Source organism: Legionella beliardensis, assembly GCF_900452395.1.
Lineage (GTDB): Bacteria > Pseudomonadota > Gammaproteobacteria > Legionellales > Legionellaceae > Legionella_C > Legionella_C beliardensis.
In genome coordinates, this window is sequence record NZ_UGNV01000001.1 from 3,106,688 (window position 1) to 3,121,817 (window position 15,130).

Consider the following 15,130-nt stretch of genomic DNA (forward strand, 5'->3'; position numbering starts at 1 on the left):
TTTTAATTACACACACTAACAATGAATTTATCGAGCTTACTTTATAAGTATTTACGACAGCAGAAAGAAATTCCATTTGCTGATTTTATGCAATTCGCCTTATATCATCCTGGCGCTGGTTATTATAGTGCTGGACTAGAAAAATTTGGTGCTGAAGGTGATTTTATTACCGCGCCAGAATTAACGCCGCTATACGGGCAAGCCTTAGCTAATCAATGTCAACAGCTCCTTCCTTTATTATCCGAGCCTATTCTTTTCGAATTTGGGGCAGGTTCTGGTCGCTTATGTGTTGATTTGCTTAAACGCTTGGAGCAACTAGGCTGCTTGCCAACAGGCTATCATATTTTAGAAGTAAGTAGCTCGTTACAGGTGAGGCAACAAGCCTTAATTAATGAAGAAATCAGCCATCTTGCTCACTTAGTACACTGGCTTGATCGCTGGCCAGAAAAATCTTTTAATGGTGTTGTTATTGCTAATGAAGTATTAGATGCTATGCCTGTGCACCGCTTTTTAAAAACTGATGAAGGACTTTTAGAAAGCTATATTAGTGTTAATGAGCAGACGAACGAATTAAGTGAAACATTTAAATCTGTCGTCAATCCGCGTCTACTGGCCTATTTAGATAAAATCTTACCTACCTTACCCGTGCCCTATCAGTCGGAAGTCAATTTATTTATTGAAGGTTGGATAAAACAGGTTGCAGCCATGCTTGACCAAGGTGCTATTATTTTAATTGATTATGGTTTTCCTAGGCATGAATACTATCATCCTGATCGTTGCCATGGAACATTAATGTGTCATTATAAACACCAAGCACACACTAATTTTCTCACTAATCTAGGCGAACAAGACATTACAGCCCATGTTGACTTTACTCAGGTTGCAGAGGCAGCCGTTGCTGCCAAGTTGCATGTTGCAGGTTATACTAATCAAGCTGCTTTTTTGCTTGCCAATGATTTGTTAGGTTTACTTGAGGGAATAAAAGATGAACGAGCATATATGCAAGCAACTCAAGCTGTCAAAAAATTAACCTTACCTAATGAAATGGGTGAGTTATTTAAAGTCATGGGATTAACTAAGAATTTGGATGTGTTTTTAACCGGTTTTCAACTACAAGATAAACGAGCAAGCTTATAAATGACTAAATATTTAACAACTGTTGAGCTGCAAAAAGAATCAATGAAGTTTTCTGCAGGCCATACTACCATTTTTTCTGCGACCGAGCGCGAGCCGCTACACGGGCATATGTATGCTGTTTATCTGGCCCTTACTACCTGGGTAGAAGAAAATGGCATGACGTTTGATTATCGTTATTATAAAGAGCGTATCCATACGTTATGTCGTTTTTTAAATCAGACTTTTTTAATGCCGCAATACTCGCCGTTTTTAACGATGAGTGAAGACGAAACCTATTATTATTTTACGTTTAATCATAAAAAAATACCTTTTTTGAAAGAAGATGTGACTTTATTGCCTTTAACTAATATCACTGTTGAAGAATTATCTCGCTGGTTTGTCAGTGAATTGATTAAAGATCGTGAAGAATTAGTTAGGCATCGTATAGAAAAAGTGGTGGTTAAAGTCTTTTCTGCACCTGGTCAGTCAGCAAGCCATGAGTGGTCTCGACAAAAATAAATAAAAGGAACGACTTGTGATTACCCTATTCCAAGTATGTATACCTCATACCAATCATGATTATTTTGATTACTTGGCTGGCGAGCACTCCCCGGGTGTTGGTGCCAGAGTTTGGGTTCCCTTCCGCCAACAACGACGCTTAGGATTCGTGGTTGGCATAGTAACTTGCTCACAGTTAGATATCCCGCTTAAGACCATTGACGAACTCATTGATAAGCAGCCACTCTTAACCCAGGACACGTTGGCTTTGTGTCAATGGATTAGCACTTATTATCAATCTCCCCTATCTGAAGTCTTACCTTTAGCGGTGCCTAAAAAATTACGTCAAGGCTATTCGACCGAACTGCCTTTAATTGACTTTTTTGAACTCGCGATAGCAATCAATGAAGCCCATGCTTTAATAAGCAAAAAAGCGCACAAACTACATGCCTTAATTGATTTCTTAAACGAGCAACAACAAGCCATTAATAGCAATGAATTAATACAAGCGGGGTTTAAGAAAACGCAATTTGCTAAGCTCATTGAATTAAATATTATTCGAAGCTCTAAAAAACTAGCTCTGCCTGCACTTAAATGCTTAAAAACAGCACCTTTATCTCTCAATGATGAACAAGCTATCGCGGTTAGCACGATTAAGCAAAGTCTAGACAATTATCGCTGTTTTCTTTTACAAGGTATAACAGGCAGTGGTAAAACAGAAGTCTATTTACAAGTGATTGCTGAAGTGCTTGCTCGTGGGTGCCAAGTACTCATTTTAGTGCCAGAAATTGGCTTAACGCCGCAATTATTAAAACGGTTTAGCGCACGGTTTGATAAAGATATTGTGACGCTTCATTCAAGTCTTAATGAAACTGAACGACTGACTGCCTGGTATGCAGCAAGCCATAACCTAGCGCAATTGGTTATTGGTACGCGAGCCGCAGTTTTTACGCCTATGCCCAAACTAGGACTCATTGTCATTGATGAAGAACATGATAGTTCCTTAAAGCAAATGGATAATGTCCGCTACTCTGCCCGTGATACAGCCTTAATGCGTGCTTATCAAGCCAATATACCTATTATTTTAGGCTCAGCGACCCCAAGCTTAGAAAGCCTACATAATTGCAACCAGCAAAAATACACTTTGCTCCAACTTAACCACAAAGCACTTACTAATAACCCGTTGCACTACCAATTAGTTGATTTACGCGCGAGTACCATGCACCACGGTTTAGCTGATAAAACATTAACCATAATCGCAGAGCATTTAAGCAAGCAAAATCAGGTGTTGGTATTTATTAATCGTCGTGGTTTTGCACCTATTTTACTGTGTCATGCCTGTGGATGGATGGTTGATTGCCGCGCTTGTGATAGCCATCTAACATTACATCGACATCGCCTTATTTGTCATCACTGTGGTTTAACGCAACCTATTCCTGCACGGTGTAAACAATGCGAAAACCCTGAATTAATTCCAATTGGCACAGGCACACAGCGGCTTTATGAGTATCTTGCCAACAAATTTCCTGATATTAATAGCTTGCGTATTGATAGGGATGAAGTCCGCAAAAAACATGAGCTGCAGGCGCGCATTGAATTAATTAATAATGAGCAGGCACAATTGCTTATTGGTACGCAAATGTTAGCAAAAGGCCATCATTTTCCGAAGTTAACGCTCGTTGTTGTGGTGGATGCAGACTGGGGATTTTATAATCAAGATTTTCGTGCTATCGAGCAACTCGGTCAGTTGCTTACTCAAGTTGCTGGGCGTGCTGGGCGCGCAGAGCAACCAGGGCAGGTTATTATTCAAACGCATATACCACAGCATCCCTTATTAAATTTACTAATTCAAAAAGGTTATAATGAATTTGCCAAATTCTTATTAACCACGCGTAAACAAGCGGCTTTACCACCTTACCATTACCTAGCGGTTATTCGCGCCCAACATAAGCAACATCAACGTATTGAGCATTTTTTAAAAACCATTAAAAACTATTTAAATAACCAGGCTATCCAAGTTCTGGGGCCAGCGCCTGCACCTTTGGCGCGCAAAGCCAATTTATTTCGCATGCAGCTATTAATAAAAGCAGCGTCTCGTAAGCAGTTGCATACTATATTGACGGCCATGCGCGAGTGGATAAAAATAACCAAACAATCACAAGATATACGTTGGAATATTGACGTTGACCCACAGGACTTATCATGACGCAACAAAAAATTACAATTCATCAAAAAACCTTTGCTATCGCTTGGGGCGATATGGACGCCTTAGGTCATGTCAATAATGCTCGTTACTTTGATTACTTTCAAGAAGCACGCATCGAATGGTTAGCAAGCTTAAATTTTGATCTACAGCAACCAACTGGCCCTGTCGTTATTCATGTAGCCTGCACCTTCCTTAAGCCTGTTGTTTACCCAGCAACGTTGACTATTACTAGCAGTGTTCATAGTGTTGGCCATTCTAGTTTTATTATTGATCATGACTTATTCCAAGAAGAAACTTTAATGGCGCAAGGCATCAGTAAAATTGTTTGGGTTGATTATAAACTTAATAAATCGGTTGCTTTACCCGATAACATTCGTAATTTATTTCGCTAAAACTTATTTGCATAATAGGTTAAGTTTCAATACTATAGAAATTAAAAGCCAAGCAACCTTTTTATTAAGGCCTTGTTTTTTAAAATTTTTTAAATTAAAAATAAGGAATCATTATGAATAAAGATATTTTTGAAGGTAACTGGGAAGAGCTCAAAGGTAAAATGAAGCAAGCTTGGGGTAAATTAACTGATGATGATTTCCGTGAACTAGAAGGCAATCAACAAGAAATTTACGGCAAGTTACAAAAACATTATGGTTATACTCGCGATGAGGCTGAAAAAGCTATTAGAGACTTCCGTAACAAAGAATAATCCCAACATCTAAATAAGGCTGGCTTCTTAGAAGCTAGCTTCCTTCCATTACCCTTCTCTTGAATAAAATCTTTTTGTCTATAATTTTATAAATAAGAATTGACTATTTATTTAGTCTTATATATTGACATGTCTGTCACACAGATGTTAACTTTGATAGTCACAATTAGTTACCAATATAATTAGACAGAAGTTTCAATAATAAATTGACCAATTATTTAATATGGGACAGGACAGTTCTATAAAACATGAGGAGTGACTATGTTTAAACAATCTTTACTATGCGGTATTTTTGCATTAACTACGATGTCTCCGCTGACCATTGAAGCTGCCGTTCATAAAAATAGCCTTGCTAAAAGCCCTATCACAGACACAGCGATTACCGCAAAGATTAAAGCACTTTATGCAAAGTCTGCGCTTGTTCCCGTATCAGCTATTTCAGTAACTACAACAAATCACCAAGTTACCTTAGCAGGTAAAGTGGCAACCGATTTACAGTATGAGAAAGCCGTTGCTTTGGCTGAATCAGTCAGAGATGTTAATAGTGTCAATGCTGAAAATTTACAGGTCGCTAATAGTAAAGCCCCCTTAACCGATACATTGATCACTGCCAAAGTAAAAGGCGCTATTTTAAAAGAAAAATTATTTGGCAAAAAAGATGTGGAATATTGGCCGATTAAGGTAGAAACAAAAAATAGAGTTGTTTACCTAACAGGTGAAGTTGAGACAGATAGAGAACGCGTTAATATTACAAATTTAGCTAAAAATATTCGTGGCATAAGAGCTGTTCGCTCAGCAATTGCTGTGAAATAAATGAAGATTATCCCGTAAAATGCAACGCATTTATACGGGATTTAGATTAACGATTTCGACCACTAAGGAGATCACGATGAGTACTAATCATGTTGTCAATGCAAACGATGTCATTGGGGTTAAAGTTGAAAATATGCAAGAAGAAGGTTTAGGAAAAATTGAAGCTTTAATGCTTGATAAATTAAGTGGTAAAGTGAACTATGTTGTTTTAAGTTATGGCGGGTTTTTAGGTATGGGCAATAAACTTTTTGCTATGCCCTGGAGTATTTTTTCATACAATAAAGACCGAGATTGTTTTCAAATTCCCTTAAATGAAGAGCAATTAAAGAACTCTCCAGGATTTGACAAGGATAACTGGCCAAATATGTCAGATAAAATGTGGAGTGATTCTATTACCCGTTATTATAACACAGCGATGTCTAGCCAAACTGGTGATCGCAGCGGCCAACTTTAATTTTAAAACGGAGCGCAGTAATTTTGCTTACTGCGCGAAGCTATTAATTAGCGCGTTACTTAACTTTTCTGCATGGCTTGTTGATGAGCACAATCCTCACATAAATTATTAATATCTTCTACCGCGTCATCTTCATGTGGCAATGCATCATGAATAGGTTCTAGGTTATCCATATCTTCAATTTCAATTTTTGCGCCACATTTTTGACATATTTTCATCGTTGACATAATTTTTTCATCCTGGAATAGTTATTTTATCGTTGTAATTTATACAATAAACAAAAATTTTAATTAGAACTTAGCTAGGTTGATCAGGTTTAAGCTACATGGTATATAACCTAATCAGTGAATGGCATTAAAGAAAACATGCTATTAAACATCACTTTTACACTGGCAACACTTTTATTAATTTTAGGCAGTCTTCATAAAATGTCCACTGCAGTTAACTGGTTAAAATAGATTTATGAATTTAAAAAATCCTGAAAATTTAATTATAAATAATGATTTTAATGTGCAACAAGCCATTATTTATCAACGACAGTGGTCTAAAGAAATCCAAATACAGCCACTCCCAAACTCGATAAAATATATTGCCGGTATTGATATTGGCTATGACTATCCAAGTAATAGAGCATTTACAGTTGCTATTACTTTAGACGCAGAATCACTGCAGGTGGTTGAAGTAACTAAAGCTATTACGCCTATTGAAATTCCCTATCAACCGGGATTTTTATCTTTTCGTGAAGTACCAGCACTTTGCAAGGCACTGGATAAGCTCAGCATTAAGCCTGATTTAATTGTGTGTGACGGCCAAGGGATTGCTCACCCTCGCCGCTTTGGATTAGCCTGTCATATAGGGCTAGCCTATGATATCCCTACTATCGGCTGTGGTAAAAGTAAACTTTATGGCCAAGCTGAAGAACCTGGCACTAGTAAAGGCAGTTACTCTTATCTTTATGATAGAAAAGGTCAAATTATCGGTGCAGTTTTAAGGACTAAATTGAAGGTGAAGCCTGTGTATATTTCAATCGGCCACAAAGCAGAGTTGGCAGGCGCACTAGAATGGATTTTAAAGTTAACGAAAGGTTACCGCTTGCCTGAGCCAACGCGATTAGCTGATAAGCTTGCCCATGAGCATAAATTAGCGAGTCTCGCACTACCTACTTAAATTTAAAGAAAATAACTAATAAAATTCAACTCACTACAAGTTGCTGTTACACTGTTTATATTCTTTAACTAGGGATATGAATATGGATGACGATAACAAAGATGTTAACCCAACCGGTGTAGACTTACAGGAAGTACAAATTGAGGATCAGGTGCTTTATTGTGGCCAAGGTGGCGATATGCATCAATTAGCTGACGCTAACACGGCGCTTTTAACAACTCAACAAGGTGCACCTATTGCCGATGATCATAATTCATTAAAAATTGGCACGCCCGGCCCTACTCTCTTAGAAGATTTTATTTTTCGCGATAAAATATTTCATTTTGATCATGAACGTATACCTGAGCGTGTCGTACATGCCCGCGGATTTGGAGCACATGGTTATTTTGAAAATTACGAGTCATTAAGCGACCTTACTCGCGCTCATTTATTTCAGAAAAAAGGGGAAAAAACCCCAGCATTTGTACGTTTTTCAACAGTAGCAGGCAATAAAGGTTCGCCTGATTTAGCACGTGATGTAAGAGGTTTTGCTGTTAAACTTTATACCCAAGAAGGTAATTGGGATATTGTCGGTAATAATATTCCCGTTTTCTTTATTCAAGATGCAATTAAATTTCCTGATGTCGTTCATGCAGCTAAAGATGAACCTGATCGCGGTTTTCCCCAAGCGCAAACAGCGCATGACAACTTTTGGGACTTTATTTCACTAACGCCAGAATCCATGCATATGGTGATGTGGATCATGTCAGACAGAACCATCCCTCGTTCTTTTCGCTTCATGGAAGGCTTTGGTGTACATACCTTTCGCTTAGTCAATCAGCAGGGTAAATCCACGTTTGTAAAATTCCATTGGAAGCCTAAACTTGGTTTACAATCGGTGACCTGGGATGAAGCCGTTAAAATTAATGGTGCTGATCCTGATTATCATCGTCGTGATTTATGGAATGCTATTCAAACAGGTAATTTTCCCGAGTGGGAACTTGGCATCCAAATATTTGATGAAGCCTTTGCTGAGCGTTTTCCTTTTGATGTACTCGATGCAACTAAAATTATTCCTGAAGAAGACATTCCTATTAAGCCCATAGGGCGCTTAGTGCTTGACCGATGTGTTGATAACTTTTTTGCAGAAACCGAGCAGGTTGCCTTCTGTACGCAGAATATCGTTCCGGGCATTGATTTCTCTAACGATCCTTTATTACAGGGGCGTAATTTTTCTTATTTGGATACGCAGTTAAAGCGTTTAGGTAGCCCTAATTTTACCCATTTACCTATTAATGCGCCTAAATGTCCTTTTGCTCATTTCCAACAAGATGGCCATATGGCGTTTATTAATCCTAAGGGTAGAGCCAATTATAACCCTAATTCGTGGGGAGAAGGGCCGCGAGAAGACCGCCAACGTGGTTTTAGTAGTTATCCGCAGCATGAGGAAGGGCCTAAGTTAAGAGCCCGGCCTGAAAAGTTTGCCGACCATTATAGCCAAGCCAGGCAATTTTATTTAAGCCAAACGGCTATTGAGCAAAAACACTTAAGTGATGCGTTAGTATTTGAATTAAGTAAAGTTGAAACTGCAAATATTCGCGTGCGTATGATGACTCACTTATTAAATATTGACCAAAATTTAGCTCATACAGTTGCTAAAGGCTTAGGAATTGAGCAATTACCAAATCCTGCGCCTGCTGCTAAACCGCCTATCTTAAGTTTAAAACCTTCTGATAAATTAAGTATTTTAAAAAACTCACCAACAAGCTTTGCTGGCCGAACGGTGGGGATTTTACTTTCAGATGGTGCTGATGCTGCTATTTATTCAAGTCTTGTTGATGCAATTATGGCTGAAAAGGCGCTACCTTTTGTTATTGCACCTCATATTTCCGGCGTTACATTAAGTGATGGCAGCAAAGTTAAGGTGAATGAAAAAATTGGCGGCGGACCTTCTGTACTTTATGATGCAGTTGCCTTACTCATTGCTAATGACCATACCACTGAACTATTTAACTTACCTAAGGTGCAAGAATTCATTAACGATGCTTATTTACATTGTAAGTTTATAGGTTATGCCAAGCACTTACAGCCCTTATTAACTAAAGTAGGCGCTATTAACCAGTTAGACGATGGCTTTGTTGAATTAGCCGATGAAAAAGCTTGTTCACAGTTTATTAAAACCTGTCGAAACGTGCGTTATTGGCTGCGCCCAGTCTAATAAAAATTAATTTACTTTAACAGACCTTTGGCATAAGCGATTATGACAGAGGTCTGTTAAACATTGTCTAATTTCATGGCGGGTAGCTCATTCATTAATTGAAATTTAACTTCTTTACTATCCATCTTTGCTAATTTTTGCTTAGCTAATTTGGCACCATGACGCCTAAAAGGCTGCTCTATGAGCTGATAAGAAAGCTCTGCTAAGAAGCAGGTTAAAAAAATAGCCGTAACAATTAACGCTGGAATATAGGTGCCGCTAATTTCTTCATGATGAAGATGAGCATATCTTGTCCACGCTTCCATTGTTATGCGATAAGCCGGCATATGTATTAAATACAAACTGTAAGAACGAGCGCCAAACCATTCCATAATAGGAGATAAAATAGGAACAAAAGGAATATAGCCTGCTTGATAAGAAGCAAGCCATACTAAAAAAGCACTCGTCATCGCAATTAAACCAACTGCTATAGGCAGTGCTGTTAATTGCGCTGGAATAGCGCCCAGTAAATAAAGTAAAAAAATAACAATGATTGCTTTTTTAAGAAATGAGTTCTTTAAAAAAGTAGGATTAAATAAATGATACAGATTTGCTTGTGAAAACAGATAAATTAAAACACCCCAGAGCATAGCATCCAGCCTAAAGCACCATGCTAGCTCTTTTGGAAGTCTAAGAATAAAGAATTGCACCATGATACCAGCAAGAAGTATTTTCCAACGTGCATTTTTTACTGTAAAAAATAAAAATAACGGAAAAATAAGATAAAATTGCTCTTCCAGTGCTAAGCTCCAATAGACAGGATGAGGCTCGAGTATGCCTTTTACATTGGCTAAATTTGCCCAAAAAGTCATAACTGCTGTCATACTACGTATATTCTCATAAATACTTCCAAATACATGAGTAGAGTTAAAACAACAAGCTAGAACTAAATGAATTAATAACCACAACCAAGCTACCGGAATTAAGCGATACGCCCTCTTTAACCAAAAGACTTGAAAACTTTCCCAAAAACAAGAATTGCGATAACGATCGAAAAAATCCATATAACTCTTACTAATGACGTAGCCTGAAATACAAAAAAATAAATCAACGCCTGTCCAAGGGCTATAAATAAGGAACAACTTGACGAAATAGTCACTATAGATTACGGCTGGAAAATGACAAAGTAACGTCATTAAGATAGCAACTGCACGTAAATATTCAATTTCTAGGTTTTTTTTATGTAAGTCCAATTTCAATCTCTGAAAATTTTCAAGTAACATCATCCCTCTAAAACCTCTTTGACACTTTTCTGCACTACTTATTTCTATACTGATTAAACCTGAAGGTATTGATTTTTCACGACTTACTTTTTTTTACTAGTGAATGCTAAAAATTGCGTAATAGCAAGAGCTGCTATAAATTTTTTAAATATTCATTAAAGAAAAAAAGCAATAGTAAAAATCCCTCTACCTTCAGGTTCAATGCCATAGACTATACTAACTTAAGTGATGATTTTTTTATGCACTTATATGCAAGTAAATACTTTATAAAAATTCATTTAACCCATCTATAAAAACTCTTTAAAAGGAATTAATTATGAAAGCACTATGTTGGCATGGAAAGCATGATGTCAGAGTTGATACCGTTGAGGATCCTAAAATTCTTCATGAACGCGATGCAATCATTCGAGTGACCGCTACAGCAATTTGTGGCTCTGATTTGCATCTTTACAATGGCTTAGTCCCTACCATGGAATCAGGCGATATTTTAGGCCACGAGTTTATGGGCGAAGTGGTTGAAGTTGGCTCTGCCAATAAAAAATTAAAGGTAGGCGATCGCGTCGTTGTACCTTTTGCAATTGCTTGCGGTGAATGTTTTTTTTGTAAAAAGAATTTATTCTCTTTGTGTGAAAACTCAAATCCTAATGCTGAGATTGCTAAAGAACGCATGGGGCATTCACCAGCAGGGTTATTTGGTTATTCTCATATGATGGGCGGTTTTGATGGTGGCCAGGCAGAGTATACACGAGTTCCCTATGCTGACTTCGGCCCTATGGTTATTCCTGAAGGCTACAGTGATGAACAGGTTTTATTCTTAACTGATATCTTCCCTACAGGTTACATGGCCGCTGAAAATTGCAATATTCAACCAGGTGATACCATTGCCATTTGGGGTTGCGGGCCTGTAGGCCAATTTGCTATCCAAAGCGCTTGGATGTTAGGCGCAGGACGTGTCATTGCTATTGACTGTGTCCCAGAGCGCTTAAAACTAGCTGAAGAATGGGGCAAAGCTGAAACGATTAATTTTAAAGAAAAAGATGTTTATGAAGAATTAATGAACATGACAAAAGGTATGGGGCCAGATGGCTGTATTGATGCCGTAGGAACTGAAGCACATGCTGGGCCAAAATTTGATGCCATGCTTGATAAAGCAAAACAAGTATTGCACTTAACTTCCGATAGACCACGCTGCTTGAGAGAGGCAATCATGTGCTGTCGAAAAGGCGGTACTATTTCTATTCCAGGTGTTTATCTTGGTTTTGCCGATAATATTCCTTTTGGTGCTGCTATGAACAAAGGATTAACCTTTAAAATGGGCCAAACGCATGTTCAACGCTATCTGCCTTTATTATTAGCAAAAATAATGGACGGCAAAATTGATCCTACGCGCGTTATTTCGCATCGAATAACCTTAGATGAAGCACCAACAGCTTATGAAAAATTCTGCGAAAAAGAAGATGGCTGTATTAAGGTCGTCATGACACCTAGTTATCATTAATAATATTTGATGATACCCCTTCGTCGCCCTTCTCTTTTTAAAGAGAGGGGCTTTTCAATAACTAATTTAGCTTAAGCCATTTAATCCCTTCCTAGGCCGAGTTATACTTAACTATTAAGCAATTAAACACCGTATCTTAATGATTAACTTTATTAAAGGGATGAGTTACCTATCTTTAGGCATGGTGCACCTGCCAACCAAAGGCTTAAAAAGATTTGTCATTTTACCTATTATCTTTAATCTGTTTGTCTTTATCGGGCTTTTTTATCTTATTTATCATTACCTTTTCCCGCTTTCTAATTATTATATTAACCAATTACCATCGTGGTTGAGTTTCTTAAGTGGTGTTTTTGTATTTTTTTTCATCGTCAGCTGTTTTCTCTTTTTTCTTGCTACCTTTACGGTGTTATTTAATTTAGTTGCCGCTCCTTTTAATGGGCTTTTAGCAGAGCGGGCGCAATATTTATTACGTAATCAAATGATTCCTGAGCTAACCTTTGCTGAAATTACGGTGCGCACCATTAAGCGGCAAATGCAATTTATTCGCTATTTTTTCCCCCGCTTTTTAGGGATGTGTGTTCTATTTTTTATACCGTTTATTCATCCTTTTTTTCCTTTTCTCTGGTTTGCATTTAACTCTTGGATTTTAAGCATGCAATACCAAGATTATGCAATGGATAATAACTTAGTTGATTTTAAAACCATGCGCCAATTAATGAAGCAGAACAAAGATGAATCGCTGGGTTTTGGTCTATTTATTAATTTTATTAGTTTTATACCCATTTTAAACATCATTAGCATGCCTGCAGGTGTTATAGGTGGTGTTTTAATGTTTTGTGATAGACACAGCCAAAGATTGCCACCTATTCTGATTAGAAAGCAGTAGGCGGTTGCGGTAAGAAAAATTTAGGAGAGAAGTCGCGTAGAATTAAATTATTCTGACTAAATTTAATAACCATTCATGCTTAATTGCGAATAATACTTAGCGAAGAGAATTATGGAATATAAAGATTATTATAAAATAATGGGACTCGAGCGCGATGTAAACCAGGAAGAAATCAAACGAGCTTATCGAAAATTAGCACGTAAATACCACCCTGATGTAAGCAAAGAGCCTAATGCTGAAAATAAATTTAAAGAATTAGGTGAAGCGTATGACGTATTAAAAGATCCTGAAAAAAGAGCAAAATACGATCAATATGGCCAATACTGGCAGAACCCTCCTGGCTCAGCACATGGCGCACACGGCGCACAATCGGATAGCTATCAATATAGCCAACATTTTGATGATACAAGCGCTACTGATTTTGAAGATTTCCTAAATAATATTTTCAAGCAACGTTACCAACAAGAGCAGGAAGATTATTTTGCAGAATCCTTAGATATTCATGCCAAACTCACCATTAATTTAGAAGATAGTTTTCATGGGACTGAAAAGACATTGCAATTACAAAAGCCTGTAATGGGCCCGCAGGGCGTACCTACCTATGAAACTCGCGCTATTAAAGTAAAAATTCCTAAGGGCGTCACTGATAAACAACAGATTCGCTTAAAAGGCCAGGGTAATCAAGGACGAAAACACCAAAAAGGGGATTTATACATTGAAATTAATATTGCCCCTCACCCTTGGTATAAATTAGAAAAAAAAGACATTCATTTAGAATTACCTATTACACCTTGGGAAGCGACATTAGGCGCGGCCATTCAAGTGCCAACGCTTGGCGGGCCCGTAAAGCTTAAAATTCCTAAGCTATCCCAAACCGGCAAACAGATGCGGCTTAAAGGACGTGGCTTACCAGGACAACCACCGGGCGATCAAATTATTACCTTAAAAATTGTTATATCAACTACCGATAATGCTGAAGTGAATAAGTTATATGAGCAAATTGCCAGCGCAACCACGTTTAATCCACGCAAAAATTTAGGAGTAAGTGATGAATAAAAATCACAATGATTCTCAACCAACTGAGTGTGAAGAGCAATTTTATTTATCTTTACAAGAAATCACTTATTCTTTTAGCGTCTCACAAACCACCATTCTCGATATCATTGATGAAGGCATTATTTCTGCAAACAAAAATGAACAAGATGAATGGCAATTTGACAATGAAGCATTTCGGCGCATTCGCATGGTTTTACAGTTAACGCGCGATCTAGGCGTTAATTTAGCTGGTGCCGGCCTAGCCATTGAACTATTAAATGAAATTGAGCGCTTACAAAGGCTTATTGATCATAAATGATATTTTTAGTTTTAATTATTTAGAGATATTTATGTCAATTTTAAAAAAACCGGGATTAATTTCTCATAATGAAGCAACTTCTTCCCTTAAAGACGCTGCCTCACAGGCTAGAGAACGTATTTTGCAGGCAGGCGATCAACCTCATGCAACCGTTGCAGCCCAATTAGATTTATTAGAAGCACTACAGGAATTTGATTTCGGTCGCTTTTTATTACAAAACCAAGGCATCAATGGCTACTGGACGCATTATATGCTAACGCACCCGATGGTAGGGCGACAAACCGGTAAAAATAATCAGGGGCAGCCCTTTACCTCATTAGAAAAATTTCTTTTAGATGAAGCACCAACCATGCTTGCCACACAACAACGTTTTAATATTTTCCTGCAAGAAAGCCAAGAAATGGTTAAAGAAGGGGCCGTATTAGCATCCATCCCTTGTGGCCTTCTGGCAGAACTACTTTATCTTGATTTTAGTCAAGTGAGCCATTGCCGACTTATTGGTATTGATTTTGACCAGCAAACACTTAAAGATGCAGAAACTATAGCAACTGAGAAAAAACTAACGCAATTTACTAAATACCATCAAGAAAATGCTTGGTCACTTAAAGCCGTAGCAGAATATGATTTAATTACTAGCAATGGCTTAACTATTTATGAGCCTGACGATGAGCAGGTTGCGAAATTATATAAGCTTTTTTATCAAGCCCTTAAACCAGGCGGTAAATTAGTAACTAGTTTTTTAACCCCGCCACCTGGTTTAACCGCAGAATGCGAATGGAACATGGCGGCCCTTAATAAAGAGCATTTATTATTACAACAAACGCTTTTTGCTAATATTATTAATGCTAAATTTCGCTGTTTCCGCAGCTCAGATTTAACTAAACAGCTGTTGATGCAGACAGGCTTTCATAATATTAAATTTATATACGATAAGGCCCATTTATTTCCAACGGTCGTAGCCTATAAAGAGCCTTAA

General features: G+C 37.7%; 16 protein-coding genes. 14 read left to right on the forward strand and 2 right to left on the reverse strand.

Going from position 1 to position 15,130, the window contains the following annotated elements:
• Positions 1 to 21 precede the first annotated feature (21 nt).
• The 7 genes from DYE47_RS13735 (at position 22) to DYE47_RS13765 (ending at position 5,790) form a co-directional block, all read left to right on the forward strand.
• Positions 22 to 1,137 (forward strand): class I SAM-dependent methyltransferase, encoded by a 1,116-nt coding sequence (locus DYE47_RS13735; protein ID WP_115303908.1) that lies wholly within the window; start codon positions 22 to 24, stop codon positions 1,135 to 1,137.
• The gene (locus tag DYE47_RS13740) at positions 1,138 to 1,635 is read left to right on the forward strand and encodes a 6-pyruvoyl trahydropterin synthase family protein (protein WP_115303909.1); all 498 of its coding nucleotides are present in this window, start codon (positions 1,138 to 1,140) and stop codon (positions 1,633 to 1,635) included. It abuts the gene before it with no gap.
• A gap of 16 nt (positions 1,636 to 1,651) precedes the next feature.
• Complete coding sequence (locus tag DYE47_RS13745) at positions 1,652 to 3,820, forward strand: primosomal protein N' (RefSeq protein ID WP_115303910.1); 2,169 nt, start codon at positions 1,652 to 1,654, stop codon at positions 3,818 to 3,820.
• Positions 3,817 to 4,212: an acyl-CoA thioesterase gene (locus tag DYE47_RS13750; protein WP_115303911.1), complete on the forward strand. Its 396-nt coding sequence runs from the start codon at positions 3,817 to 3,819 to the stop codon at positions 4,210 to 4,212. The genes DYE47_RS13745 and DYE47_RS13750 overlap by 4 nt, the downstream gene beginning before the upstream one ends.
• Before the next feature lie 113 nt (positions 4,213 to 4,325).
• Entirely contained in the window at positions 4,326 to 4,523 is a 198-nt protein-coding gene (locus tag DYE47_RS13755; protein ID WP_115303912.1) for a CsbD family protein, read from the forward strand.
• A 261-nt stretch (positions 4,524 to 4,784) separates the two neighbouring features.
• The gene (locus tag DYE47_RS13760) at positions 4,785 to 5,336 is read left to right on the forward strand and encodes a BON domain-containing protein (RefSeq protein WP_115303913.1); all 552 of its coding nucleotides are present in this window, start codon (positions 4,785 to 4,787) and stop codon (positions 5,334 to 5,336) included.
• Positions 5,337 to 5,412: 76 nt separating this feature from the next.
• Complete coding sequence (locus DYE47_RS13765) at positions 5,413 to 5,790, forward strand: PRC-barrel domain-containing protein (protein WP_115303914.1); 378 nt, start codon at positions 5,413 to 5,415, stop codon at positions 5,788 to 5,790.
• 59 nt (positions 5,791 to 5,849) lie between these two features.
• Here the strand turns inward: DYE47_RS13765 and DYE47_RS16085 are convergent, their stop codons facing one another.
• Positions 5,850 to 6,017 carry a hypothetical protein gene (locus DYE47_RS16085; RefSeq protein ID WP_160149906.1) on the reverse strand — a complete coding sequence of 56 codons (168 nt, stop codon included), beginning with the start codon at positions 6,015 to 6,017 and terminating at the stop codon, positions 5,850 to 5,852.
• 235 nt (positions 6,018 to 6,252) lie between these two features.
• On the opposite strand from DYE47_RS16085, the gene nfi reads away from it, so the two are divergent.
• Positions 6,253 to 6,957: a deoxyribonuclease V gene (gene nfi / locus DYE47_RS13770; RefSeq protein WP_115303915.1), complete on the forward strand. Its 705-nt coding sequence runs from the start codon at positions 6,253 to 6,255 to the stop codon at positions 6,955 to 6,957.
• 82 nt (positions 6,958 to 7,039) lie between these two features.
• Positions 7,040 to 9,154, forward strand: coding sequence for a catalase (locus tag DYE47_RS13775; RefSeq protein ID WP_115303916.1), 2,115 nt, complete (start codon positions 7,040 to 7,042; stop codon positions 9,152 to 9,154).
• A 56-nt stretch (positions 9,155 to 9,210) separates the two neighbouring features.
• Here DYE47_RS13775 and DYE47_RS13780 read toward each other — a convergent pair whose 3' ends face one another.
• Positions 9,211 to 10,419, reverse strand: coding sequence for an acyltransferase family protein (locus tag DYE47_RS13780; RefSeq protein ID WP_115303917.1), 1,209 nt, complete (start codon positions 10,417 to 10,419; stop codon positions 9,211 to 9,213).
• Between the two features lie 313 nt (positions 10,420 to 10,732).
• Here DYE47_RS13780 and DYE47_RS13785 point away from each other — a divergent pair, with 313 nt between their 5' ends.
• From DYE47_RS13785 to DYE47_RS13805, 5 genes are all read left to right on the forward strand, one after another.
• Positions 10,733 to 11,914: a zinc-dependent alcohol dehydrogenase gene (locus tag DYE47_RS13785; RefSeq protein WP_115303918.1), complete on the forward strand. Its 1,182-nt coding sequence runs from the start codon at positions 10,733 to 10,735 to the stop codon at positions 11,912 to 11,914.
• A 160-nt stretch (positions 11,915 to 12,074) separates the two neighbouring features.
• A complete protein-coding gene (gene cysZ, locus DYE47_RS13790; RefSeq protein WP_242604208.1) occupies positions 12,075 to 12,800 on the forward strand; it encodes a sulfate transporter CysZ in 726 nt (241 codons plus the stop codon).
• 111 nt (positions 12,801 to 12,911) lie between these two features.
• A complete protein-coding gene (locus DYE47_RS13795; RefSeq protein ID WP_115303920.1) occupies positions 12,912 to 13,856 on the forward strand; it encodes a DnaJ C-terminal domain-containing protein in 945 nt (314 codons plus the stop codon).
• Positions 13,849 to 14,154: a chaperone modulator CbpM gene (locus DYE47_RS13800; protein ID WP_115303921.1), complete on the forward strand. Its 306-nt coding sequence runs from the start codon at positions 13,849 to 13,851 to the stop codon at positions 14,152 to 14,154. Before DYE47_RS13795 ends, DYE47_RS13800 begins: the two co-directional genes overlap by 8 nt.
• Positions 14,155 to 14,185: 31 nt before the next feature.
• Positions 14,186 to 15,130, forward strand: coding sequence for a class I SAM-dependent methyltransferase (locus tag DYE47_RS13805; protein ID WP_242604209.1), 945 nt, complete (start codon positions 14,186 to 14,188; stop codon positions 15,128 to 15,130).